This is a genomic window from Pseudonocardia sp. Ae505_Ps2, assembly GCF_001932425.1.
Classification (GTDB): Bacteria; Actinomycetota; Actinomycetes; order Mycobacteriales; family Pseudonocardiaceae; genus Pseudonocardia.
This window is the reverse complement of record NZ_MCIP01000001.1, coordinates 3187344-3210285: the sequence shown is the minus strand read 5'-3', so window position 1 is coordinate 3210285 and position 22942 is coordinate 3187344. Positions and strand designations below refer to the sequence as shown.

Here is a 22942-nt window from a genome sequence, read left to right as displayed (position 1 = left end):
CCGCGAGGGTGTCGGTGAGCAGCCGGGTCAGCAGCAGCGGCCCGAGGACGTGCACGGCCAGGGTCAGCTCGTTGCCCTCGGAGGTCTCGCTGCGGCCGGGCGGGAGCAGCCCGGCGTTGTGCACCAGCACGTCCAGGGCGTCGACCTCGGTGGCGAACCGGGTCGCGAACGCGCGGACGTCGGCGAGCTCGCCGAGGTCGCAGACCTGCACCGGCAGCCGGTCGGCCGACAGCCCCGGCACGGCGGCCAGGATCCGGTCCCGTGCCGCGACGCCCTTGTCCCGGGAGCGGACGAGCAGGTGCACCGTCGCGCCGAGCCGGACCAGCCCGGTCGCGATCGCCTCGCCCAGTCCGCCGCCCGCGCCGGTGACGAGCGCGGCGCGCCCGGCCAGGGCGCCGCGGGGTGGGTCGGCGCGGTCGCCGCTCCACCCCGGGCGCCGCAGGAGGTAGCCGATCCGCGAGTAGCCGGGGACCAGGGTGCGGTCGAGGAGGGTGTCGAGGACGGAGGGGACGACGCTGCCGGGCACGCATCGATCCGACCACAGCGCCGCGCCACCCGCGCGTCGATCAGCCCGTCAGGCCGCGACGTCGTCGGCGGTGGACTCGCGACGGCGCGCCCGGATCTCCGTCCAGCTCATCAGCCCGACGACGGCCACGCCGCCCGCCACGACCCCCCAGAGCGTCGAGGCGCTGACCCCGTCGCTGCTCCCGCGCACCAGCAGCCCGGCAGCCATGACGAGGAGCAGGACCAGGACCGGGGCCATGCGCCACCAGGACATCCGCGCGCCCTCCGTGGCGCGGACCCCGAGCCTCGCGGCGTAGATGCTGCTGACCAGCGACGGCACACCGACGACGCCGATCACGACCAGGACGTAGGGCAGCGCCGGCGGTCCACCGATCCAGATCATCGCCCCCGCGGCCGCCAGCCCGAGCCACAGCATCAGCTGGAACCCCACGGCCGACGCCTCGTTCCAGACGTCCCGGCGGCGCTCCTCCCGGTAGAACGGATTGCCCAGGTCGCCGACCGCGGCGGCCGCCCGCACGAACCAGCTGTCGCGCTTCATCTCGTCACCCATCACACGTCCTCCCCCCGCCGCGCCTCGGCGCGGCCTCACTCCGATGTCCCGGTCGCGTTCCCTGCGGTCCGGCCGGCCTCTGCCTCGGACCCGAACAGCCCCTCGACGGTGCCGTCGAGCGACCGTGCGATGGCCAGGGCCAGGTAGACCGACGGTGCGTAGTCGCCGGCCTCGACGGCCACGACCGTCTGCCGGGTCACGCCGACCTGTTCGGCCAGCTCGGCCTGCGTCATGCCGGCCGCCGTCCGGGCCGCGCGGACGGCGTTGCGCCGTCCCCTCGCCGATGTCCGTCCCACATCGACGATTGTCAAGGCTACTCGACTTCATGTCAAGTAAGCCGGACATCGATCCGGCACCCGGTCCGGCGCGACCTCGATCTAGCCGAGGCGCTCGCGGACGGCGTCGAGGTTGCGCTCCATCCCGGCCCGCCACTCACGCAGCCGGCCCTCGACGATCCGCTCCTCCTTGTCCGGCCACCGCTCGATCGCCGCGGTGAGCCCGGACGGCCCGGGGCCCATCCGGGCCCACTGGCGCAGCACGGTGCCGTCGCCGTCGGGGGTGAGCTCGAAGCGCCAGACGGCGGTCTCGCCGCACTCGGCACCGGCCTCGACGGTCCACTCGAACACCCGCCCGGGTTCCCAGGCGGTCACCGTGGACACGGTGCTCCACGCGCCGCGGGCCTCGTGGTGGTGCTCGCCGCGCAGCCGGGCGCCGGGCCCGGGGCGGTCGCCGTCGACCCACTCGGCGCGCTGCATCTCGGTGGACACCTCCACCAGGAACTGCGGGTCGGTGACCAGCGCCCACACCGCCCGTGGCGGTGCGGCGACCCGGGCGGTGGCCTCGGTGGTGGGTCCGTCGGCGTAGCGCATGCGACCTCCTCGTCGTCGGCCCGCGGCGGGTCAGCGCTCGTCGGCACCCCGGCGCAGCAGGTAGGTGTCCATGATCCACCCCTTGCGCTCCCGGGCCTCGGCGCGGACCTTCAGGATCTCGTCGGCGACCTCGTCGAGCGGCCCGGCGACGAGCAGCTCGTCCGCTGTCCCCAGGTAGGCACCCCAGTAGATGTGCAGCTCACGATGCTGCTCGGCCGGCAGCGTGGCGAAGGCGGTACGGCCGTCGAGCATCACGACGACGTCGTCGACGTCGTCGGGCATCCCCTCGGCGATCCGGCGCCCGGTGGTGATCAGGACGGGGCGGCCGACCCGGTTGAGGATCAGCCGGTGGGCGGCGGCGAGCGCGGCGACGCTGGAGATCCCGGCGACCGACTCGACCGCCCACTGCTCCCCCGCGCCGTCCAGGACCCGGTCGAGCAGGCGCAGCGTCCCGTCGTAGAGGGAGGGGTCGCCCCACACCAGGAACGCGCCGGTCTCGCCGTCGGCCAGCTCGGCGTCGAGCATCTCGCGGTAGAGACGAGCCCGCCGGTCCTGCCAGTCGACGACGACCTCGCGGTACCGCTCGTCGTCGCGCTCGACCTCGGTGCCGCGGTCCCGGCCCACCTCGGGCGCGGTGACCAGCCGGTAGCCGCCGTCCGGGCGGTGCCGGCGCAGGATCTCGGTGCGCAGCGCCAGCAGGTCGTCCTGCGACCCCCCGCCGTCGAGCCCCTTGTCGATGACGAAGACGACGTCGGCCCGTTGCAGGGCGCGGACCGCCTGGAGGGTGAGGTGGTCGGGGTCACCGGCCCCGATCCCGATCACGAGAACCGTGCGCACCGGAATGACCGTAATGGACCCCGGACACGCCCGGGCACTCCCCCGATCGGCAGGCACCTCCGCTCCGGTGTCGCCCGATGCGCGCAGCGTGCGACCCCGTCTCGCCCCGTCGTCACTCGGTAGTGTCGGAGTGGCCGGCGAGCCGGGCCGCGTCACCGGCCGGCCGCCGACGACCGACCCCCACGCGCCACCCCGGGAGGCCACGTCACCGTGCCCACCAGCGAGAGCACCAGCAGGATCCCGACGATCGGGCACCTCGTCGAGTCCCTCGACGACGGCGGCGTCGCGGCCGCGCTCGGTGACCTCGCCGTCGCCGGCCCGGACGCGGGGTTCCGGGTGGTGGTCGTCGCGCTGGCCCCGTCCGGGCACTCCGAGGTCGCCGAACTCCTGTCCCGTGCCGGGGCGCCGCCGGTCGAGCTGAACGTCGCACCGTGGGACCCGCGCGCCGTGCTGAAGGTGCTCGCCGCGTTCCGGGAGCACGGCGTCGACCTGGTGCACACCCACGGAGCCCGGCCCGACGTCGTCGGCTCGGCCGCCGCGGCCCGCCTGCGGGTGCCGGCGGTGTCCACGCTGCACCACATCCACGAGCACCCCGCCGACCGCGGCGACCAGCTCCGGCGGACCGCGAAGACGTTGGCGCGCAAGCGGTTCATGACCCGCACGATCGCGACGTCGGCCCTGCAGCGCGACTGGTACCGCCGCGCCGCCGGGTCCACCGAGGGCCTGTCGGTGATCCCGGACGGCGCCGCCGACCCGGGCGAGGGCACGGCCGAGGAGCGGGAGCGCCTGCGGCGCGGGCTCGGCGTGGCCGACCACGAGGTCGTCGCCGTCTCGGTCGCGCCGATGCGCCGGGGCCAGGGGCAGGACATGCTGCTCGACGCCGTCGCCGGGATCGCGCCGGACGAGCCGCTCACCGTGGTGCTCGGCGGCGACGGACCGCTGCGGCCGTGGCTGGAGTCCCGGGTCGCCGCCGACGAGGCCCTGTCCGGCCGGGTGGCGTTCCGCCGCAGCACCGACCCGGTGGCGCTGCTCCGGGCGGCCGACGTGCAGCTGCACACCACCCGGCACGACACGATGCCCCGGATGCTGCTGCTCGGGCACGGCACCGGCACCCCGGCCGTCGCGACCCGGGTCGGCGGGATCCCGGAGATCGTGACCCGCGAGACCGGCCTGCTGGCCCCGGTCGACGCCACCCGGATCGCCGACGAGCTGGTGCGGCTCACCCGCGACGCCGACCTGCGCGCCCGGCTCGGGGCCGGGGCCCGGCGGCGGTTCCTCGACCGGTTCGCGGCCGCGCCGTGGGCGGCCCGGCTCGGCGACGTCTACCGCAGTGCGGTCGGGGTCGCCGGCGCGCCGGCCGCCGCCGAGCTGGACACACCCGAGCCGGTGGGCCGGGGCTGAGCCGGTCCCGGGCTCCGGCTGCCCGGACCGGGCTCCCGGTGCGCCGCGGGGTGCCTCGTTCGCGGAGGTCCCGGTCGGCCGGCTCGGAGCAGGGACGGACCGGACCGCGGTCAGCGCCGCCGCAGCGGCCGGGCCGGGCCGGTCAGCGGCGGAGTGCTCCCGCCCTCGGTCTGCACCTGCCGGCGGGCCTGCAGGTAGAGCGCCGGACCGGAGACCAGTCCGCGCAGCTTGCGAGCGCCCGCCCCCCTCGGCAGCGCGACGACGTCCTGCGGCGCCGGGCGGTCCTCGTCCGCGAGCGGGGCACCCAACGGCTCCGGCGACGGCCCGCGCCCACCGACAGCGGCGGGGGCGTGCTGCTCGTGGCGGGCCCGCGCGACGGGCTTCGGCTCCGCGGACTCGCGGCGCACGATGTCGCGCAGCCGCCCCAGTGCCGCCGGGAACCGGCGCACCGCCAGCCGCCGAGCCCGCGGGTCCAGCGCCACCTTGCCCAGGAACGCACCCAGCCCGAGCGCGTAGCCGCCCATCTGGTCGCGCAGCTCCCCCGACGACGGCCGGTGGTGGTGCCACACCCACGCCGACGGCAGGTAGGCCAGGGTGCCGCCGTCGAGCACGATCCGGACCAGCAGCTCGATGTCCTCGCCGCCCCGGGTGGGCCTGCCCGGGCCGAGCGCCTCGTCGAACCCGCCGAGCGCGCGGACCGGCTCGGCACGCACCGCCAGGTTGGCGCCGATCCCGAACAGGCCCGGGGAGAACGGGAACACCGGGGAGTCCGCGGGTGGGTCGTCGAGCCGGAACCGGCGGGGCAGGAAGCCCTTGTTCCAGGCCAGCGCGACGTCGGCGGCCCGCTCTTCCGGGGTCTCCAGCCGCGCGGCGAGCACGGGACCGCTCAGCGCGACGAGCTCGGGGTCCTCGGCGAAGGACCCGGCGATCCGTGACGCCCACCGCGGGTCGGGCTCGGTGTCGTCGTCGGTGAACGCGACGACCGCGGTGCGGGCCTCGGCGAGGCCGCGGTTGCGCCCGACCGACACACCGCGGCGCGGCTCGCAGACGTAGCGGACCCGCGGGTCCGCGCAGTCGCGGACGACCTCGCGGGTGCGCTCGTCGGGCGGGTCGTTGTCGACGACGAGCACGGTCACGTCGGGGTGGTCGCCGGCCAGCACCGCGGCCAGGCAGCGACGGACGCTCTCCGGCCGCCCCCGCGTCGCGACGACGACGGTCAGCGGCTCGGCCGACACCGCGGGCTCGGCCGGTGGTTCGCGCCCGGCGACGGCCGCGGCGGCCCGGGCCAGGTCCGCGGCGCGCGCCCGGCCCCCGTGCAGCGGGACGACGGCCTGACCGACGGGGACACCGCCGTCGGTGACCAGCAGCCGGGCCGAGCCGAACCGCGGCGGGACGACGAGGTCACCGGCCCCGTGGCCACTGCCGTGCACGCCGCGGTGGTGGGCGAGCTCACCCACCCAGACGGGGTCGCCTGCTCGGTCCGGCACTGCTGCGGCCTCCCGGGATCGTGGGTCGGTGTCGGTGGTCGGCCCGACCGGTGCACGCCCCGCCGGTCGCGACGGGCACCCGCCCCGATCGTCGCAGAGCACCCGGCACCCGCGCTCACCAGGCACGGGACCCGCATCGTGCGCTGCTCCGTCCGCCGCGGTCCGGACGACCTCCCGGCCCAGTCACGCCGACGAGGTGCCACCGGCGGCACCGCCGGGTTCGGGACAGGGTGGTCCGTCCGGGGGCTCTCCCGGTCACCGTGCGCACTGCGACACCCGCGTACGCACACCGTTCGGCGCAGCCGAACGACCGTACGACCCGAACAACACACCGTCTGCACCGTTGGGCGCGGCCCCGGTGCGCGGATCGCGCCGGACCGGCCGCTCGCCGCACACCCGGCGAGCCCCGTCGGTGTCCGAGTCACGGATCGGTTACGGTCCCTCTCGGCTGGTCGACGAGATGTCGGCTGGTGCGCCTGGTCGGTCGCCTGCTCCCCGCTGGCCGACACTCCCCCTGGCGCCCACCCAGCACGCAGCGGGGCGGAGCCGTGTCCGGTCACGAGGACCGGGGCGGGTTCGAGGCGGCGAGGACCCCCGAATGACCACTGCACTCACCCCGGAACTCCATACACCCGAGAGCGACGTCCCCCGGCGTCGCCGGGACCGTGACGCCGGCGCGGGCATCTCCGCCGCCGAGCTGCTCGCCCGCTACTCCGAGGCCGGGTTCGACACCCCCGCGACCGGCGGCCGTCGCGCCCGCCGTGCCGACGCCCCCGGCCCGGACCTGGAGCGCATCGGCACCCCCGCGACCGGTCTGCCCGCCGTGTCCGGCAGCGACACCGTCATCACCCGCGACGCGCCGGACACCCCCGCCAGCGTCACCTCGCGGACCGCGGTCGGCCTGCTCCGCGGCACCTCGGACACCGGGCTGCTCGGGCGCAACCCGCGCGCCGTCGTCGCGACCATGTCGGCGACGCTCGTCGGCGCCACCGCGGTCATGGGCGTCGTGTCGACCCTCAGCTCGCCGGAGCAGTCCCCCGAGACCTCCGCGGACATGGACCTCACCGGCGCGGCCAACGAGGCCACGATGAAGCTGTCGATCCCGGCCGCGGGCTCCGAGCACGGCGGCACTGGCACCAGCGACGCCGCGTCCACCCTGACCAGCGGGTTCGAGCACGTCACCGCGTCGGTCCCGCAGGCCTTCGAGAAGGCCGACGCGGCCCGCATCGCCGCCGTCGCCCAGAAGGAGGCCGCGGCGAAGGCGGCCGAGGCCCGGGCGAAGGCCGCCGCGGCGTCGGCCCGGCACGGCGGGGACGACGACGGCGACGGTGGCGGCGTGATCGGCGACATCGTCGGCGGCCTGACCGGCGGCTCCGCCGAGGGTGCCCAGGCGCTCGCGCAGGCCAAGCAGCAGCTCGGCAAGCCCTACAAGTGGGGCGCCACCGGCCCGAGCGCGTTCGACTGCTCCGGCCTGATGGTATGGGCGTTCGAGCAGATCGGCATCGACCTGCCGCGCACCTCCAGCGCGCAGTCGCAGATGGACGGCACCCCGGTCTCCAAGAGCCAGCTCAAGCCCGGCGACCTGGTGTTCTTCTACTCGCCGGTGAGCCACGTCGGCATCTACGCCGGCAACGGCAAGGTGCTCCACGCCTCCACCAGCGGCGAGCCGGTCAAGTACTCCGACATCGACTCGATGCCGTTCCACAACGCCGTCCGGGTCTGACCCCGCCGCACCCTGCCTTCGAGGCCGCACCCCTGGGGAGGGGTGCGGCCTCGACGCACGTCCGGACCCGTTCGCCCCGCGCCGCGACCCACAGCCCGCACGCAGGCAGACCCGCAGCCCGCGCGGTGATCCGCCGGGCGCGCGGTGATCCGCGGGACGCGCGCGTCTGAACACGCGCGAACAACGGATCACCGCGCGGGCTGCGGATCACCGGCGGACCGCGGGCGGCACCGGCGGGTGGCTCCCCGTGGCCGGGCTGCGGTTACAGCGAGCGGAGCCGCTCCGCGACGGCCTCGGGCAGCACGTCGGAGATGAACGCGCCCGCGCCGGACTCGGACCCGGCCAGGTACTTGATCTTCCCGGGGGCCCGGCGGATCGAGTGCAGCCGCAGGTGCAGCCGGGCGTCGGAGCGGCCGTCGGACTCCAGCACCGGTGCCTGGTTCCAGCCCGCGACGTAGGGGAGCTCGTCGTCGTAGAGGGCGTCGAGGCGGCGCAGCACGTCCAGGTAGAGGGTCGCGAACTCGGCGCGCTGGGCCTCGTCGAGGGCGGGCAGGTCCGGGGTGGGCCGGTGCGGGTACAGGTGCACCTCGACCGGCCAGCGCGCCGCCTGCGGCACGAACGCCGTCCAGTGCTCCCCGGCCACGACGACGCGCTCCCCCGCCCGCTCGGCGGCCAGCTGCGTGTCGAACAGGTTCTCCCCCGTGGCCTCGCGGTGCGCGGCGACGTGGGCCAGCATCCGCTGCGGGAACGGCGGGACGTAGGGGTAGGCGTAGATCTGTCCGTGCGGGTGGGACAGCGTCACGCCGATCTCGGCGCCCCGGTTCTCGAACGGGAAGACGTAGCGGACCCCCGGCCGGGCACCCAGCTCGGCGGTCCGGTCGGCCCACGCTTCCAGGACCAGGCGCGCCCGGTCGGGGGTGAGCCGGGAGAACGGGGTGTCGTGGTCGTCGGTGAAGCAGACGACCTCGCACCGCCCCGACGCCGCCTGCGGCACCGGGCCCGGTTCGGGCAGCGGCGCGCCGGGTGCGGACCCGAAGGACGGGAAGCGGTTCTCGAACGCGACGACGCCGTACTCCGGGCTCGGCACCTCGGTGTGGCGACCGTCGCGGCTGGGGCACAGCGGGCACTGGTCGGCCGGCGGCTTGTAGGTGCGGTCCTGCCGGTGCGCGGCGATCGTCACCCACTCCCCGGCCAGCGCGTCGTAGCGCAGCTGCGAGGCGGGCACCACCCGCGGGAGGTCGCGGGCGTCGACCAGGTCGGCCGGGTCCCGGGGAGCGTGGTCGGGGCCGTCGAACCAGAGGATCTCCCGGCCGTCGGCCATCCGGGTGGCCAGCTTCTGCACCTTCTGCACGTACGTCACCTTCCGGGCCGGGCAATGATCACGTGGTCGACCTCGCCCTCGAGGACCGCACGGTCGGCGTCGGCCAGACCGCTGTCGGTCACGAGCACGTCGGCCTCGGACAGCTCGGCGATCGTCGAGATCCCGACGGTGCCCCACTTGGTGTGGTCGGCGACGACCACCAGCCTGCTACCGGACTCGATCAGGGCGCGGTTGGTGTCGCGCTCGGTGAGGTTCGGGGTGGAGAAGCCCGCCGCGGCGCTCATCCCGTGCACCCCGAGGAACACCGTCTCCAGGTTCAGCGAGCGCAGCGCGGCGATCGCGACCGGGCCGACCAGCGCCTCCGACGGCGTCCGCACACCTCCGGTCAGGATCACCGTGGTCCCGCGGGAGTCGGCGCCGCCGGTGTGCAGCGCGTCCGCGACGGCGACGGAGTTGGTCACCACCGTCAGCCGCGGCACGGCTGCGAGCAGCCGGGCGAGCCGCCAGGTCGTCGTACCCGCGGACAGGCCGATCGCGGCACCGGGGGTCACCAGCTCGGCGGCCGCGGCGGCGATGGCGTCCTTCTCCTCCAGCTCGCACACCGACTTGGCGGCGAACCCGGGCTCGGACGTGGTGTGCTCGCCGACGGCCGTCGCGCCGCCGTGCACCTTGTCCACCAGGCGGCGCCGGGCCAGCACGTCGAGATCGCGGCGCACGGTCATCTCCGACACACCGAGGTGGTCGGCGAGCTCGGACACCCGCACCGCGCCGCGGGTGCGGACCTGCTCCACGATCACCTCGCGCCGCTGCTCGGCGAGCAGGCTCATCGTGTCCGGGCCGGACACCGTCGGGGCTTCACCCGCACAGAATGCAACACAACCGAACGTGCGGCAAGGGTCGACCGAGCGTATCGATCGGCCACCCGAGGGGCATCCAGGTCACCGACCGGTCTCGAAATCGAGCGAAAGTGTTCACTTCTGATCGAGTCCGGTCTAGCTTGTGCGTTGGTCCGCGCAACGCGCCGTCGTGCACCACCGGCCGGCGGACCGGCAGCACACGCACTCGACGGCGAGGAGCTATCCGAGATGGAGCATCACGAGACGGCCCGGCGGGCCCCGGGGACGTCCCGGGAGGGCACGGCATGACCGCCCAGGAGGTCCTGCGCCTCAACCCCAACCTGGTCGACTACCTGCTGGTGGCCTTCTACTTCGTGCTGGTGCTCGGCATCGGCTTCGCGGCACGTCGCTCGGTCTCCTCCAGCCTCGACTTCCTGCTGTCCGGCCGGTCGATGCCGGCCTGGATCACCGGCCTGGCGTTCATCTCGGCGAACCTCGGCGCGATCGAGCTCATCGGCATGGTCGCCAACGGGGCCCAGTTCGGCATCCCGACGGTGCACTACTACTGGCTGGGCGCGATCCCGGCGATGGTGTTCCTGGGCATCGTGATGATGCCGTTCTACTACGGCTCCAAGGCCCGCAGTGTCCCGGAGTTCCTGCTCAAGCGGTTCAACAAGACCACCCAGCGGGTGCAGGCGGTGATCTTCGCGGTCGCCTCGATCCTGATCGCCGGGGTCAACCTGTTCTCCCTGGGCCTGGTCCTGGAGGCGCTGCTCGGCTGGTCGCTGTACCTGGCGATCCCGGTCGCGGCCGTCGTCGTCCTGGGCTACATCTCCCTCGGCGGGCTGTCCGCCGCGATCTACACCGAGGTCCTGCAGTTCTTCGTGATCCTCGCGCTGCTGATCCCGCTGACCGTCGCCGGACTCAACCGGGTCGGCGGCTGGGACGGCCTGACCCGCGCGGTCACCGAGGGCCCGAGCGGCGGCGCGGACCTCAACGCCTGGCCCGGCACCCCGCTCACCGAGATCGCCAACCCGTTCCTGTCCGTGCTGGGCATCGTGTTCGGCCTCGGGTTCGTCCTGTCCTTCGGCTACTGGACGACGAACTTCGCCGAGGTCCAGCGCGCCCTGTCGGCCAAGTCGATGTCGGCCGCCCGGCGCACCCCGATCATCGGTGCGTTCCCGAAGGCGCTGGTCGTGCTGGTCATCGTGACCCCGGGCATGATCGCCGGGATCCTGGTCCCGCAGATCGCCGCGGTGAAGTCCGGCGGCGGCGACGCCGTCGAGGGCATCACCTACAACAACGCGCTGTCGCTGCTGATGAAGGAGGTCCTGCCCAACGGGATCCTCGGCGTCGCGATCGCCGGCCTGCTGGCCGCGTTCATGGCGGGCATGGCGGCGAACATCAGCTCGTTCAACACGGTGTTCACCTACGACATCTGGCAGGACTGGGTCCGCCCGGGCCGCGCCGACCGCTACTACCTCGGCGTCGGCCGGCTGGTCACGATCGTCGGCTGCGTGCTCGCGATCGGCACCGCGTTCATCGCCTCGGGCTCGGCGAACCTGATGGACTACATCCAGTCGCTGTTCAGCTTCTTCAACGCACCGCTGTTCGCGATCTTCATCCTGGGACTGTTCTGGAAGCGCATGACCGGGCCGTCGGCCTGGATCGGCCTGCTCTCCGGCACCGCCGCGGCGGTGCTCGTCGACATCCTGGTGCGCACCGAGGTCTGGACGATGTCCAGCCAGGCGGGCAGCTTCGTCGGCGCCATCGCGGCGTTCGTCGTCGGTGTCGGCGTGGCCGCGGGGGTCTCGCTGGTGACCACCCCGAAGCCGGACGCCGAGCTGGTCGGCCTGACCTGGAGCCTCACGCCCAAGGAGGCCCGCACCCATTCCACCGACGGCGACGACGCGGGCTGGTACCGCAGCCCGGGTGTGCTCGGTGCACTGGTGCTCGCGATGACCGTCGTCCTCTACATCGCGTTCGGCTGAGCGGAGACCTGCGATGAGCTCGAAGAGTGCAGACCACACCCCCGGCGACCGCGCCGGGACCGACGCCCCGGTCTCGACGACCGCGGCCAACCTGTTCGACCTGCGGTCGGTGATCGCCCTGCTGTTCGGGGTCTACGGCATCGTGCTGCTGATCATGGGCATCGTGTCGGGGAACGACCCGGAGAACCTGGCCAAGACCGGCGGTACGAACCTCAACCTGGACACCGGCATCGGCATGCTGGTGATCGGGGTGCTGTTCGTGCTGTGGGTGTACCTGCGGCCGCTGAAGCTGGCCCCGCCGGCGGCCGACGAGCAGGACTGACCCGGACCACGCCGGCCGGGAGTGCCCTCAGCGCTCGCGGCCGGCGCGGTTCGGGTAGACCGGGTTGAACGCCGCGAGGGTGTAGTCGTCGATCCGGCGCACCACGCGGGTCAGGCCGGAACGCAGGACGCGGAGTGTGTCGATCATGGATGGGATTCCCTTCGGTGTCGGCGGCAGAACCGCCAGCTGTGGACGAGGGAGCCCGCCGGGTGAGGCGGGCGGCCTCGTCACCGGACCCTTCCAGGATGCACTGAATCGATCCCGATGCGCCGCCGATCGCGAGCGCGGTCACGATGTGAGGCCGGTCGCGGCGTGCGGGTGATCGCCCGCGACGGCGCGCACGAGATCGAGATCGCGCGGTCGCGCTTCCTCTGCACCGTCGCCCGCGTCGCCGACGTCGCGGCGGCCCAGGCCGTGATCGACCGCGTCCGCCGGGCCGGGCCGGACGCCACCCACCACTGCACCGCGCTGCGCATCGGCGACCCCGCCACCGGGGACCTCACCGCCCGCAGCAGCGACGACGGCGAGCCGTCGGGCACCGCGGGCGTGCCGATGCTGGAGGTGCTCACCCGCCGGGGGCTGACCGACGTCGTCGCCGTCGTCTCGCGCTGGTTCGGCGGGACGAAGCTCGGCGCGGGCGGGCTGGTCCGCGCCTACTCCGGTGCCCTGACCGCCACCCTGGACGCGGTGGGCGAGCTGCGCCGGGTCCGGCACCGCGAGCTGCTGCTCGCCGTCGGCCACGACCGCGCCGGGCGCCTGGAGCACGACCTGCACCACTCCCCGTACCGGCTGTGCGACGTCACGCACGGCGTGGACGTCACACTGACCGTGGCCGTCGCCGAGACCGACACCGGTGCCTTCGCCGACTGGCTCGCCGAGCACACCGGCGGCGACGTCGAGGCGCTCGACGCCGGCCCGCGCGACCTCTACCTACCCTGAGCGCGTGCACATCCGCGCCGCCACCGCCGACGACCTCCCCGCCGTCCTCGACGTGCTCCGCCCGATCTTCGCCGACGGCCGGACCTACACCGTCCCGCCCGACGCCGACGACGCCTGGATCACCCGCATGTGGATGCTCCCGCCGCCGGCACGGGTCGTCGTGGCGGTCCGGGACGGGAGGGTCGTGGGCACCGCCAAGACCGGGCCCAACCAGCCGGGGCCGGGCTCGCACGTCGCGACCGCGAGCTTCGCCGTCGACACCGGCGAGGCCGGGCGCGGCACCGGGCGCGCGCTCGGCGAGCACGTGCTGGCCCTCGCCCGCGCGGACGGGTACGCCGCGATGCAGTTCAACGCCGTCGTCGCGACCAACACCCGCGCGGTCGCGCTGTGGCACTCGCTCGGCTTCGCCACGGTCGGCACGGTGCCCGACGCGTTCGCCCTGCCCGACGGCACGACCACCGGCCTGCACGTGATGCACCGCTACCTGTGACCCGCACGGTCTGCATCGTTGCACCTCTGTACCTGCAGAGTTAGTCGCGCCTACACTGTGTCTTCGCCAGACCTCATCACTTCACGGGGGCGCACATGACGAGCACGGACACGGCCGCACCGGTCAGCGTGGAGCAGCTGCGCCGACGCGGGTGGCGCGGCAGGCTCGCCGTCCTCGGGCCCGCGTTCGTCGCCGCCGTCGCCTACGTCGACCCGGGCAACTTCGCGACGAACTTCTCCGCCGGCGCCGGCTACGGCTACCTGCTGGTCTGGGTGATCGTCGTCGCCAACCTGATGGCGATGCTCATCCAGTCGCTCTCGGCCAAGCTCGGGCTCGCGACCGGCAAGAACCTCCCCGAGCTGTGCCGCGAGCACCTCACCCCGTGGCGGAACCGGTTCATGTGGGCCCAGGCCGAGCTCGTCGCGATCGCGACCGACCTGGCCGAGGTGATCGGCGGCGCCGTCGCACTGCACCTGCTGTTCGGGATCCCGCTGTTCACCGGCGGGGTGATCACCGGCGTGATCGCGTTCGTGCTGCTGGGACTGCAGTCGCGCGGGCACCGGCCGTTCGAGCGGGCGATCGTCTTCCTGCTCGCGATCATCCTGGTCGGGCTGGTCTCCACCGTGGCGCGCACCGACGTGGACGGTCCCGCGCTCGCGGCGGGCCTGGTCCCGGGCTTCGACGGCGTCGGGTCGCTGGTGCTGGCCACCGGCATCCTCGGCGCGACCGTGATGCCGCACGTGATCTACCTGCACTCGGCACTGACCCAGGGCCGCCTGGTCGCCCGTGGCCCGGAGGACACCCGGTTCCTGCTGCGGGTCGGGCGCACCGACATCGCGCTCGGGATGGGCGTGGCCGGGCTGGTCAACCTGTCGATGCTGGTCGTCGCGGCCGCCCTGTTCGCCGGCACCGACGTGCCCGGCACCGACACCCTGGAGGGCATCTTCGCCGGGCTGGGCAGCGAGCTCGACGCCGTCGCCGCGTACGGGTTCGCGATCGCGCTGCTCGCCTCGGGGTTCGCGTCGTCGGGCGTCGGGACCTACGCCGGGCAGGTCATCATGGCCGGGTTCCTGCGCCGCCGGATCCCGCTGCTGCTGCGCAGGCTGCTGACCCTCGCCCCCGCTCTGGTCGTGCTGGGCATCGGGATCGACCCGACGCAGGCGCTGGTGCTCTCCCAGGTCGTGCTGTCGTTCGGGATCCCGTTCGCGCTGGTCCCGCTGGTGTGGCTGACCGCGCGCCGCGAGGTGATGGGCGACCTGGTCAACCACCGCGTCACCACGGCCGCGGCGGTCGTCGTCGCCGCGGTCGTGGTGGGGCTGAACGCCTTCCTGATCTGGGAGGCGTTCGTCGCCTGACTCAGCGACCGCGCCAGACCGGGTCGCGCTTCTCGGCGAACGCGGTGGCGCCCTCGCGGGCGTCCTCCGAGGTCAGCACGGGGCGAACGATCGCGTCGTGGCGCTCCCAGCGGTCGGCGCCCCAGTCCGGGCTCTCCCGCACGATCCGCTTCGACGCGGCGACGCCGAGCGGCCCGTTCACCGCGATCCGCGCGGCCAGCGCCAGCGCCGCCTCGAGCGCGGTGCCGTCGTCGACAACGGAGTTGACCAGGCCGGCGGCCTCGGCCCGCGCGGCGTCGATCGGGTCCCCGGTCAGCAGCATCTCCAGCGCCAGCGCCCGGGGCACCCGGTTCGCCAGCTCCAGCGCCCCGCCCGCGGCGGCGACCAGGGACCGCTTGACCTCCGGCACCCCGAAGCGGGCGCCACGCCCGGCGACGACGAGGTCGCAGGCCAGCATGATCTCGAACCCACCGGCCAGGGCCCAGCCCTCGACGGCGGCGATCATCGGGGTGACCGGCGGGGCCTGGGTGATCCCGCAGAGGCCGCGCCCGGGCACCGACGGCCGCTCGCCGCGCAGGAACGCCTTGAGGTCCATCCCGGCCGAGAAGACCCCGCCCGCCCCGGTCAGCACGCCGACCCGCAGGTCGGGGTCGGCGTCGAGCTCGTCGACGGCCGCGGCGACGGTCCGCGCGACGCTCTCGTTGAGGGCGTTCTTGGCGTGCGGGCGGTTGATCGTGATCAGCAGGACGCCGTCCCGCCGCTCGACCAGCACGTCCTCGTCGGACGCGGCCGTCCCGGAAGGAGTCAGTTCTGACTGCTCTGTCATGGGCCCACCCTAGATCGCGGGCGCCACCACCGGAACCGAGTGCTCCCAGTCCGCCAGCAGGGTCCGCAACGCGGTCACCAGCGCCAGCGGCTGGTCGATCATCATGTGGTGCCCGGCACCGGGGATCTCGACGACCAGCGCGGCCCGGCCCATCCGGTCGACGGCCATCTCCCCCATGTCGGCCGGGACCAGGCCGTGCTCAGCGCGGAACAGCGCGATCCGGCAGCCCGGCCGGCCCAGGTCGCCGGGGGTCAGCGCGATCCCACCGAAGATGCGCGGGTCGAACTTCCAGCTCCAGCCGCCGTCGACGGCGCGCACGCTGCGTTCGGCGATGTGCCGGTGCACGTAGGGCAGGTCACCGGGCTGGCCGGGGATGGTGCGGAACCGCGCGACCAGCGCGTCGCGGTCGGGGTGCACCTTCACCGGACCGAACGCCCGCTGTTCTCGTGCCGCCAGCTCCTCCGGCGACCGGTCCCGGATCGGGGAGTCGACGGCGACGGACCCGGCCAGCTCCTCGCCGTAGCGCAGTGCCGCGGTGAGCGTGACGTACCCGCCCATGCTGTGCCCGATCAGCGTCGGACGCGGGCCGAGGCCCGCGGCGTCGATCACGGCACGCAGCTCGGCGGCCCAGCGGTCCAGGTCGTAGGACGGCGCGCGCCCGGAGTCACCGTGCCCGGACAGGTCGACCGCCGCCACCCGGCGGGTGCCCTCGGTCAGCAGCGGAGCGATGTGGTCCCACCAGTGCAGGTGTGCCGCGCCGCCGTGCACCAGCAGCACGCCGGGCCCGCCAGGGGTGCCCCAGCTGCGGAAACGGATCTCGACGCCGTCGCTCTCGGTGCGCCCGGGCTCGCCCGGATCGGCGAGTGCGTCGGTGAACCACGTGGGCGGAGCGGTGGACACGCTGGGACCTCGGATCGTGGTGCGGGGACGGCCGTGGAGAACCTACCTCCCCGCGGCCCCGACGACGCCCGGCAGCGCGGCGGCGACCAGGGGTGGCGTCTTGTTGACACGTTTTCTACGATGACGGTGTGTCTCACAACGAGGTGGAGCCCGCCGGCCGCGTCCGGACGGTGCGCAGCCGGGACGACCTGGACCTGGTCGTGGAGGAACGGGGCGACCCGTCGCACCCGACGGTCGTCGCCGTGCACGGTTATCCCGACGACCGGCACGTGTGGGACCGCGTGGCCGCGGACCTCGCCGCGGACCACCACGTCGTCACCTACGACGTGCGCGGCCACGGTGGCTCCGCCGCCCCCGGAGCCCCGGCCGGCTACGACCTGGAGCTGCTCGCCGCGGACCTGCGCACGGTCGCCGACGCCCTCTCCCCCGACTCTCCGGTGCACCTGCTCGCGCACGACTGGGGCGCGATCCAGACCTGGCACGCCGTGACGCGCGAGGACGGCGCCCCCTCGGCGATGGACGGCCGGGTCGCGTCGTTCACCTCGGTCTCCGGCCCGTGCCTGGACCACGTGGGGCTGTTCCTGCGCCGCCGCGGCCTGCGCGACCTGCGGCCGGTGCTCACCCAGGCGCTGCACTCCTGGTACACCCTGGCGTTCCGGATGCCCGTGCTGCCCGAGCTGATGGTCCGCAGCGGGCTGCTCGGCGCGATGGTGGCGCGGACCGAGCGGATCCCGCGGCCCTCGGTGCGCGACGCGGTCAACGGTCTGGAGCTCTACCGGCGGAACCTGCCCCGGCGGCTCGGACGCCCCCGGCCGCGGCGCACCGACGTCCCGGTGCAGATCCTGGCCCCGCTCGGCGACGCCTACGTCACTCCCGCGATGGCGACGAGCGCCGCCGCGTACGCCCCCGACCTGCGGGTCCGGTACCTGCCCGGCGGGCACTGGATCGTCCGCAAGCGGGCGGGTGTCGTCGCGCGCTGCGTCCGCGAGCTCGTCGCCGAGCGCTCCGGCGGCACCACCTCGCCCGCGCTGGAGCGGGCGGCGGCCCGGGGCGCCGCCCTGGTCCGCAGCGGGGGGCGGCCGGGCCGGGCGTCGCGTTGGGACGGCTCGCTCGCCGTCGTCACCGGGGCGGGCAGCGGGATCGGCCGCGAGATCGCCCGCCGGCTCGCCGACCTGGGGGGACGGGTCGTCGTCGCCGACGTCTCGGAGGCCGGCGCCGCGGAGACCGTCGACCTGGTGACCCGGCGGCACGGGCCCGGGCGTGCGGTGGCCGCGGTCGTCGACGTCGCCGACGAGGCCGCCGTCGCCGCGCTCGCCGAGCGGGTCGCCGCCGAGCACGGGGTGCCCGACCTCGTCGTGAACAACGCCGGGATCGCCGTCGCCGGGTCGTTCGCCGACACGACGACGCAGGAGTGGCAGCGGATCGTCGACGTGAACCTGTGGGGCGTCGTGCACGGCTGCCGGCACTTCGGCGCGCTGCTCGCCGCACACGGCGAAGGCGGCACGATCGTCAACACCGCGTCGGCGGCGGCCTACCTGCCGTCGCGCTCGCTGCCGGCCTACGCCACGACCAAGGCGGCGGTGCTCATGCTGTCGCAGTGCCTGCGCGCCGAGCTGGCGGGCGCCGGGGTCGGGGTCACCGCGCTGTGCCCCGGGTTCGTCGACACCCCGATCACCGGTGCCACCCGCTTCGCCGGCACCGACGACGCCACGCAGGCCGTCCGCCGTCGCGACGTCGCGGCGGCCTACGCCCGACGCGGGTACACCCCGCAGCGCGTCGCCGCCCGGCTGGTCCGCGCCGTCGAGCGGGACCTGCCGATCGCCCCGGTCACCGCCGAGGCGCACGTCGGGCTGCTCGCCTCCCGGCTGTCCCCCGCACTCGTCCGCGCACTCGCCCGGGTCGACGGGACCCGCTGAGTCTCCCAGGAGCATCGCCATGACCGACCCGACCGAGGACCGGATCGCGCTGCAGGCCCGCGACGTCCGGTTCGACTTCAGCACCCTGCGGACCGACTGGATCCCCGGCGAGCCGTTCGCCTCGCACCTGATCGACGTGCTGCACCTGCTGCTGCCCGAGGGGGAGCGCTGGTTCGTGGAGGTCTTCTCCCGCGCGCTGCCGATGGTCCGTGACGAGGCGCTGGCCGAGGACGTGCGCGGTTTCATCGGCCAGGAAGCCGTGCACGCGACCTCGCACCAGGGGGCGCTGGACCACCTCGTCGAGGCGGGCGTGGACGTGACCCGCTTCGTCGAGCAGGTCGAGTGGATCTTCACGGAGCTGCTCGGCGACCGCGGCCTCACCGGCGACGCGGCCCGGGAGTGGCTGGTGGAGCGGGTCGGGCTGATCGCGGCGATCGAGCACTTCACCGCCGTCCTCGGCTCGTGGATCCTCGACGCCGACGCTCTCGACGCGGCCGGGGCCGACCCGCACATGCTGGACATGCTGCGCTGGCACGGCGCCGAGGAGGTCGAGCACCGCAGCGTCGCGCACGACCTCTACACCCACCTCGACGGGCGGTGGCTGCGCCGGATCCGGGCGATGGCGGTGGCCGGGCCGGCGCTGGCGAAGCTGTGGGCCGACGGCACCCGGCACCTGTGCGACCGCGACCCGCACCTGCGCGGGACACCGCAGCGCCGGGCCCGGCTGCGCGACTACCTGCGGGACTCCCGGCGTGGGCTGGTGCCCGGCCCGTGGCTGTTCGCCCGCGCCGTGCTGACCTACCTGAGCCCGCGGTTCCACCCGGCCGCTCACGGCGACACCGACGCGGCGGTGGCCTACCTCGCGGTCTCCCCCGCCGCCCGTGCCGCCGAGGCGGGGCACGCCGACCCGGCCGGGGGGTCCGCGGCATGAGGACCGCGCTGCTGTCCGGCGCGGGCTCGGCCGCGCCGCCGCCGCACCCGAACCGCGGGGCGACCGCATTGTCGGTGCTCACGGCGGTGACCCAGACCCTGGCGACGGCCGGTGGCCGGCGCCGTCGCCCGGTCACCCCGGTGGACCGCACCGTGGTCGTCGAGGTGCACGCCGTGCGCCGCCCCTGCCCCGACGTCGCCGAGCTCGACCTCGTCCCGGCGGGCACCGGGCCGCTGCCGGGCTGGCGGCCCGGCGCGCACGTCGACGTCGAGCTGCCCTCGGGGTTGCTGCGGCAGTACTCGCTGTGCGGCGACCCGGGCGACCGGTCGGTGTACCGGATCGCGGTGCGGCGGGTGCCCGGGGGCTCCGGCTCGCACGAGGTGCACGCCCTGCGCCCCGGGGCGCGGCTGCGGCTGCACGGCCCGCGCAACGCGTTCCCCCTGGCCGCGGCGCCGTCGTACCTGTTCGTCGCCGGTGGCATCGGGATCACCCCGATCGCGCCGATGGTCCGGGCCGCGCACACCGCGGGGGTGGGGTGGCGGCTGGTGCACACCGGCCGGGACCGGGCGTCGATGCCGCTGTCCGACGCCCTCGCCGCGCTCGCCCCGGATCGTGTGGTCCGCCGCCCCGACGACGTCGCGGGCGTCCCCACGGCGGCCGAGCTGCTGGCCGGGACCGACCCGGACGCCGCCGTCTACTGCTGCGGCCCGCCGCCGATGATCGAGGCGCTGCGCCGGGCGCTGCCCGCCGGGCAGCGGTTCCACTCCGAGCGGTTCTCCCCGCCCCCGATCCGCGGCGGCCGCCCGTTCACCGTCCGGATCGTCGGCGGCCCGGACGTCGCGGTCCCGGCCGACCGGACCGCGCTGGACGCCGTGCGCGCGCTGCGCCCGGACGTGCCCTACTCCTGCCGGCAGGGGTTCTGCGAGACCTGCCACGTCCGGCTGGTGGAGGGCACGACCGTCGGCGACCCGGCCGGGCCGGGCCGGACCGCGCTGTGCGTCGGGCGGGCCACGGACGGGACGATCGTCGTCGACCTCGGGCGCTGAGGCATGGGGTCCGTACCCTCGTCGGTGATGACCTCACCCGCACGTCCACCCCGGCGCATGACGCCCGAGGCCCGCCGCGCGCAGCTGGTGTCGGCCGCGCTCGACCTCTACGGCGCCCGCTCGCCGGAGGAGGTGGCCGTCGAGGACGTCACCCGGGCCGCGGACGTGTCCCGGGCGCTGTTCTACCGGTACTTCTCCGGGATGGAGGAGCTGCACGTCGCGGCGCTGGGCAGTGTCGCCGAGGAGCTCATCGACCGGGTCGCGCTGCCCGCTGACGGTCCGCTGGACTCCCAGCTCGCCGACGCGTTGGACGTGTTCCTCGACGTCGTCGGCCGGCACTCGCGGGCCTACGTCGCGCTGCTGCGCAGCGGCTCGGTCGTCTCCACCGGGGAGACCGACGCGATGGTGGACGGCGTGCGCGACCACATCGTGGACCTGCTGTGCGTGCGCGGCGGTGTGCCCGACCCGACGCCGCTGCAGCTGATGACGCTGCGCGGCTGGGTCGCGCTGGTCGAGGGCTCGGTGCTGGTGTGGCTGGAGGCGGGCCGGGTGCCGGCCCGCGCCGAGCTGCGGGACTGGCTGGTGGAGCAGCTGTTCGCGATGCTCGGGGTGACCGTGGCCCGCGACCCGGACGCTCAGTTCTCCACGACGCCGAGCGCGTTGGGCACCAGCCGGTAGGCGTCCTCGGACGGGCTGTTCACGACCTGGCCGCGGAACACCATCGTCGAGGAACCGCCCCCGTCGAGGTTGACACCGTCGACGGCGCCCGCCCGGCGCAGCTGCTCGGCGGTCTCGGCCAGGGTGATGCCGACCGAGGTCGACTCGCGGCCGTCGGCGGTGAGCAGGATCAGCCGTCCCTGCGCGGTGAGGCCCGCGGCGCTGCGCGGGTCGCGGGAGCGGGCGTCCAGCCCGGCGACGGGTGCACCGTCGCGCAGGATCGGCGACGCCCCGACCGCGGTCCGCGGCGGTGTCCCCGACGCGGCGGCGAGCGCGTACCGGACGGTGACCCGGTCGCCGACGGCGAGCCGTCGCAGCGCGGCGGCGCCCTGGTCGCGGCCGGCGAGGACCTGGTCCCCGGCCGGGATCGCTCCCCCGCCGGGCGGGCGGACCGCGGTGACCGCGCCGTCGCGGACGACGACCTCGACCCGGTCCGGTGCGCACGGCGCGTTCCGGTCGGTGTCGCTGCCGCACAGCGTGGCGGCCCGGTCGCCCGCCCAGTCGGAGGTGAACAGCCCGATCCCGCCGACCGGCACGGCGTAGGCATTGAGGGTGTCGATCCGGAGGCGGCCCTGCGGGCCGGTCGCGGAGGCGTCGAGGGTGAGCCGGTCCAGGCGCGGGGTGCCGTCGTCGTCGACGGCGAGCACGTCGCCCTGCTCGGCGCCGGGGACGCCCGGGGCGAGCCGCCGCCCCGGTGGGACGGCGGAGGTCAGCGCGCGGCCGTCGCGGACCGAGGGCCCGGCGGGGGCGTTGCTGCGCCCCAGGTCGAAGAAGTCACCGTTGATCGCGGCTGCCGCCCCGCCCCGCCACGCTGCGCGTGCGCGGGAACCGAGGACCGCTCGCCGACCGTCGCACCGGTGAGCAGGGTGGCGCGCAGCTCGGCCCGGTTCAGGTCGGCGACGACGACGTCGACGGTCACCGGCCCGGCCGGGGTGTCGACCCGCTCCTCGCGGTGGGTGATGGCGGGGGCCTGCGGGGCCGGGGCGACGGGCGCATCGGCCCCGGTGGACCCGGACGTCGCCGTGGACCCGAGCGCCACGGTGGACGGGGTCTCGCCAATGGAAGCGGTCTCGGCAGTGGACGCGGTCTCCGCGGTGGCCCCGGTGGACGCGGTCTCCGCGGTCTCCGCGGTGGGCCCGGGCGCCGCGGGGACGACGGCCGCGACGGGCGGCGCGACCCGGGCGGGGCCCGCGGACGCCTGCTGGGTGACCGGTACCAGCAGCCCGACCACGACCGCCGTCGCCACCGCCGCGCCCCGGCTGCCCGTCCATCCCGCCATGCCCGCACTCCCCCGATCGCCACCCGGCCGGGGCCGAGGTGACCACGCCGGTGCGGCGATGGCGCGGGGCGTCACGCGACGGTGGCGCAGGGCCACCCGGTCGGGGTCCGGTGGTCCCCGACGGGGTGACCGGGGCTCCGTGAACCCGGGCCGTGCGCCCGGGGCTCCGCCGATGATCGCCGGGAGTGGAGCGCCGGAGGCAGTGCACCCGTCCGGCCGCTCCACTCCTGGCGATCACCCGAGCCGGCGCGGGGTCGGGGTCCGGCACGGGGCCGGGGTCCGGTGCGGGGTCAGCGGCTCCGGTGCGGGTCAGCGGGTCCGGTGCGCCGCACCGGGGTGGTCCTTCGCGAGCCGGGCGCCGTCGCCGGTGCCGTACCGCTCGCGCAGGGTGGGGCCGCCCGCGTCGGCGGGGGCGGGCATCCGGCCGCGGCGTCGCAGCTCGGGAACGACGTGGGTCACGACGTCGGCCATCGTCCCCGGGGTGACGGCGTAGGCCAGGTTGAAGCCGTCGAGGTCGGCCTCGGCGGCCCAGCGCTCCAGCTCGTCGGCGACCGTCACCCCGGACCCGACGACGACCGGCCCGCGCCCGCCGACGGTGATGAACTCCGCGAGCTCGCCGACCGTCCAGTCGCGGTCCGGCCCGGTGAACGACGCCAGCGCCGAGCGGGTCGCGTCGGTCTGCACGTACTCGAGCTTCTGCTC

The 22942-nt window shown here is 75.2% G+C and carries 24 protein-coding genes; 11 read left to right on the top strand and 13 right to left on the bottom strand.

Annotation, left to right across the window (positions count from 1 at the left end; all coding sequences use genetic code 11):
• The 5 genes from Ae505Ps2_RS15360 to cobF form a co-directional block, all read right to left on the bottom strand.
• Positions 1–526 (bottom strand): SDR family NAD(P)-dependent oxidoreductase (locus Ae505Ps2_RS15360; RefSeq protein WP_139320248.1); only part of this gene is annotated, 526 nt, incomplete at its 3' end.
• 48 nt (positions 527–574) lie between these two features.
• Positions 575–1075 carry a hypothetical protein gene (locus Ae505Ps2_RS15355; RefSeq protein WP_075307319.1) on the bottom strand — a complete coding sequence of 167 codons (501 nt, stop codon included), beginning with the start codon at positions 1073–1075 and terminating at the stop codon, positions 575–577.
• A 35-nt stretch (positions 1076–1110) separates the two neighbouring features.
• Positions 1111–1371: a helix-turn-helix transcriptional regulator gene (locus Ae505Ps2_RS15350; RefSeq protein WP_083907834.1), complete on the bottom strand. Its 261-nt coding sequence runs from the start codon at positions 1369–1371 to the stop codon at positions 1111–1113.
• An 81-nt stretch (positions 1372–1452) separates the two neighbouring features.
• The gene (locus Ae505Ps2_RS15345; protein WP_020625343.1) at positions 1453–1944 is read right to left on the bottom strand and encodes an SRPBCC family protein; all 492 of its coding nucleotides are present in this window, start codon (positions 1942–1944) and stop codon (positions 1453–1455) included.
• Positions 1945–1974: 30 nt separating this feature from the next.
• The gene (cobF, locus tag Ae505Ps2_RS15340; protein WP_020625344.1) at positions 1975–2781 is read right to left on the bottom strand and encodes a precorrin-6A synthase (deacetylating); all 807 of its coding nucleotides are present in this window, start codon (positions 2779–2781) and stop codon (positions 1975–1977) included.
• 210 nt (positions 2782–2991) lie between these two features.
• Between cobF and Ae505Ps2_RS15335 the strand changes: the two genes are divergently transcribed.
• Entirely contained in the window at positions 2992–4182 is a 1191-nt protein-coding gene (locus Ae505Ps2_RS15335; RefSeq protein WP_249265277.1) for a glycosyltransferase family 4 protein, read from the top strand.
• A 110-nt stretch (positions 4183–4292) separates the two neighbouring features.
• Here the strand turns inward: Ae505Ps2_RS15335 and Ae505Ps2_RS15330 are convergent, their stop codons facing one another.
• Complete coding sequence (locus Ae505Ps2_RS15330) at positions 4293–5639, bottom strand: glycosyltransferase (protein WP_212567636.1); 1347 nt, start codon at positions 5637–5639, stop codon at positions 4293–4295.
• Positions 5640–6267: 628 nt separating this feature from the next.
• Between Ae505Ps2_RS15330 and Ae505Ps2_RS15325 the strand changes: the two genes are divergently transcribed.
• Positions 6268–7392 carry an NlpC/P60 family protein gene (locus Ae505Ps2_RS15325; protein ID WP_075553728.1) on the top strand — a complete coding sequence of 375 codons (1125 nt, stop codon included), beginning with the start codon at positions 6268–6270 and terminating at the stop codon, positions 7390–7392.
• A gap of 262 nt (positions 7393–7654) precedes the next feature.
• Here Ae505Ps2_RS15325 and galT read toward each other — a convergent pair whose 3' ends face one another.
• Together galT and Ae505Ps2_RS15315 are read right to left on the bottom strand one after the other, a co-directional pair.
• The gene (gene galT / locus Ae505Ps2_RS15320; RefSeq protein WP_075312049.1) at positions 7655–8734 is read right to left on the bottom strand and encodes a galactose-1-phosphate uridylyltransferase; all 1080 of its coding nucleotides are present in this window, start codon (positions 8732–8734) and stop codon (positions 7655–7657) included.
• 14 nt (positions 8735–8748) lie between these two features.
• The gene (locus tag Ae505Ps2_RS15315) at positions 8749–9540 is read right to left on the bottom strand and encodes a DeoR/GlpR family DNA-binding transcription regulator (protein WP_060714509.1); all 792 of its coding nucleotides are present in this window, start codon (positions 9538–9540) and stop codon (positions 8749–8751) included.
• A gap of 314 nt (positions 9541–9854) precedes the next feature.
• Between Ae505Ps2_RS15315 and Ae505Ps2_RS15310 the strand changes: the two genes are divergently transcribed.
• The 5 genes from Ae505Ps2_RS15310 to Ae505Ps2_RS15290 all read left to right on the top strand — a co-directional run bounded on the left by Ae505Ps2_RS15310 (position 9855) and on the right by Ae505Ps2_RS15290 (position 14646).
• Positions 9855–11540, top strand: a complete 1686-nt coding sequence (locus Ae505Ps2_RS15310; RefSeq protein WP_020625350.1) for a sodium:solute symporter family protein — start codon at positions 9855–9857, stop codon at positions 11538–11540.
• A gap of 13 nt (positions 11541–11553) precedes the next feature.
• The gene (locus Ae505Ps2_RS15305; protein WP_083695757.1) at positions 11554–11862 is read left to right on the top strand and encodes a hypothetical protein; all 309 of its coding nucleotides are present in this window, start codon (positions 11554–11556) and stop codon (positions 11860–11862) included.
• Positions 11863–12174: 312 nt separating this feature from the next.
• Positions 12175–12801, top strand: a complete 627-nt coding sequence (locus tag Ae505Ps2_RS15300; RefSeq protein WP_075307325.1) for a YigZ family protein — start codon at positions 12175–12177, stop codon at positions 12799–12801.
• A 4-nt stretch (positions 12802–12805) separates the two neighbouring features.
• The gene (locus Ae505Ps2_RS15295) at positions 12806–13291 is read left to right on the top strand and encodes a GNAT family N-acetyltransferase (RefSeq protein WP_075333608.1); all 486 of its coding nucleotides are present in this window, start codon (positions 12806–12808) and stop codon (positions 13289–13291) included.
• Between the two features lie 95 nt (positions 13292–13386).
• Positions 13387–14646 (top strand): Nramp family divalent metal transporter, encoded by a 1260-nt coding sequence (locus Ae505Ps2_RS15290; protein ID WP_043279857.1) that lies wholly within the window; start codon positions 13387–13389, stop codon positions 14644–14646.
• A gap of 1 nt (position 14647) precedes the next feature.
• Here the strand turns inward: Ae505Ps2_RS15290 and Ae505Ps2_RS15285 are convergent, their stop codons facing one another.
• Entirely contained in the window at positions 14648–15451 is an 804-nt protein-coding gene (locus tag Ae505Ps2_RS15285) for a crotonase/enoyl-CoA hydratase family protein (protein ID WP_051050258.1), read from the bottom strand.
• Between the two features lie 9 nt (positions 15452–15460).
• Positions 15461–16351: an alpha/beta hydrolase gene (locus tag Ae505Ps2_RS15280; RefSeq protein WP_075307329.1), complete on the bottom strand. Its 891-nt coding sequence runs from the start codon at positions 16349–16351 to the stop codon at positions 15461–15463.
• A 128-nt stretch (positions 16352–16479) separates the two neighbouring features.
• Here Ae505Ps2_RS15280 and Ae505Ps2_RS15275 point away from each other — a divergent pair, with 128 nt between their 5' ends.
• The 4 genes from Ae505Ps2_RS15275 to Ae505Ps2_RS15260 are packed head-to-tail and all read left to right on the top strand — an operon-like array spanning position 16480 to position 20922.
• Entirely contained in the window at positions 16480–18267 is a 1788-nt protein-coding gene (locus Ae505Ps2_RS15275) for an SDR family oxidoreductase (protein ID WP_075333610.1), read from the top strand.
• A gap of 19 nt (positions 18268–18286) precedes the next feature.
• Positions 18287–19198 (top strand): metal-dependent hydrolase, encoded by a 912-nt coding sequence (locus Ae505Ps2_RS15270; protein WP_075307333.1) that lies wholly within the window; start codon positions 18287–18289, stop codon positions 19196–19198.
• Positions 19195–20244, top strand: a complete 1050-nt coding sequence (locus Ae505Ps2_RS15265) for a PDR/VanB family oxidoreductase (protein ID WP_075553727.1) — start codon at positions 19195–19197, stop codon at positions 20242–20244. The genes Ae505Ps2_RS15270 and Ae505Ps2_RS15265 overlap by 4 nt, the downstream gene beginning before the upstream one ends.
• A gap of 27 nt (positions 20245–20271) precedes the next feature.
• Positions 20272–20922, top strand: coding sequence for a TetR/AcrR family transcriptional regulator (locus tag Ae505Ps2_RS15260; protein WP_075312051.1), 651 nt, complete (start codon positions 20272–20274; stop codon positions 20920–20922).
• Here Ae505Ps2_RS15260 and Ae505Ps2_RS32045 read toward each other — a convergent pair.
• The 3 genes from Ae505Ps2_RS32045 to Ae505Ps2_RS34250 form a co-directional block, all read right to left on the bottom strand.
• Positions 20880–21608, bottom strand: a complete 729-nt coding sequence (locus tag Ae505Ps2_RS32045) for a phosphodiester glycosidase family protein (protein WP_075553726.1) — start codon at positions 21606–21608, stop codon at positions 20880–20882. The genes Ae505Ps2_RS15260 and Ae505Ps2_RS32045 overlap by 43 nt on opposite strands.
• A gap of 62 nt (positions 21609–21670) precedes the next feature.
• On the bottom strand, positions 21671–22240 hold the full coding sequence (locus Ae505Ps2_RS32040; protein ID WP_170917047.1) for a hypothetical protein: 570 nt from the start codon (positions 22238–22240) through the stop codon (positions 21671–21673).
• A gap of 309 nt (positions 22241–22549) precedes the next feature.
• Complete coding sequence (locus Ae505Ps2_RS34250; RefSeq protein WP_349289827.1) at positions 22550–22924, bottom strand: hypothetical protein; 375 nt, start codon at positions 22922–22924, stop codon at positions 22550–22552.
• Positions 22925–22942 lie beyond the last annotated feature (18 nt).

Bases quoted from the DNA above. Each gene is read 5' to 3' on its own strand.
- Ae505Ps2_RS15355 (WP_075307319.1), bottom strand. From the start codon at position 1,075: ATGGGTGACGAGATGAAGCGCGACAGCTGGTTCGTGCGGGCGGCCGCC.
- Ae505Ps2_RS15345 (WP_020625343.1), bottom strand. From the start codon at position 1,944: ATGCGCTACGCCGACGGACCCACCACCGAGGCCACCGCCCGGGTCGCC.
- Ae505Ps2_RS15325 (WP_075553728.1), top strand. From the start codon at position 6,268: ATGACCACTGCACTCACCCCGGAACTCCATACACCCGAGAGCGACGTC.
- Ae505Ps2_RS15315 (WP_060714509.1), bottom strand. From the start codon at position 9,540: ATGAGCCTGCTCGCCGAGCAGCGGCGCGAGGTGATCGTGGAGCAGGTC.
- Ae505Ps2_RS15310 (WP_020625350.1), top strand. From the start codon at position 9,855: ATGACCGCCCAGGAGGTCCTGCGCCTCAACCCCAACCTGGTCGACTAC.
- Ae505Ps2_RS15305 (WP_083695757.1), top strand. From the start codon at position 11,554: ATGAGCTCGAAGAGTGCAGACCACACCCCCGGCGACCGCGCCGGGACC.
- Ae505Ps2_RS15290 (WP_043279857.1), top strand. From the start codon at position 13,387: ATGACGAGCACGGACACGGCCGCACCGGTCAGCGTGGAGCAGCTGCGC.
- Ae505Ps2_RS15285 (WP_051050258.1), bottom strand. From the start codon at position 15,451: ATGACAGAGCAGTCAGAACTGACTCCTTCCGGGACGGCCGCGTCCGAC.
- Ae505Ps2_RS15270 (WP_075307333.1), top strand. From the start codon at position 18,287: ATGACCGACCCGACCGAGGACCGGATCGCGCTGCAGGCCCGCGACGTC.
- Ae505Ps2_RS15265 (WP_075553727.1), top strand. From the start codon at position 19,195: ATGAGGACCGCGCTGCTGTCCGGCGCGGGCTCGGCCGCGCCGCCGCCG.
- Ae505Ps2_RS15260 (WP_075312051.1), top strand. From the start codon at position 20,272: ATGACCTCACCCGCACGTCCACCCCGGCGCATGACGCCCGAGGCCCGC.
- Ae505Ps2_RS32040 (WP_170917047.1), bottom strand. From the start codon at position 22,240: ATGGCGGGATGGACGGGCAGCCGGGGCGCGGCGGTGGCGACGGCGGTC.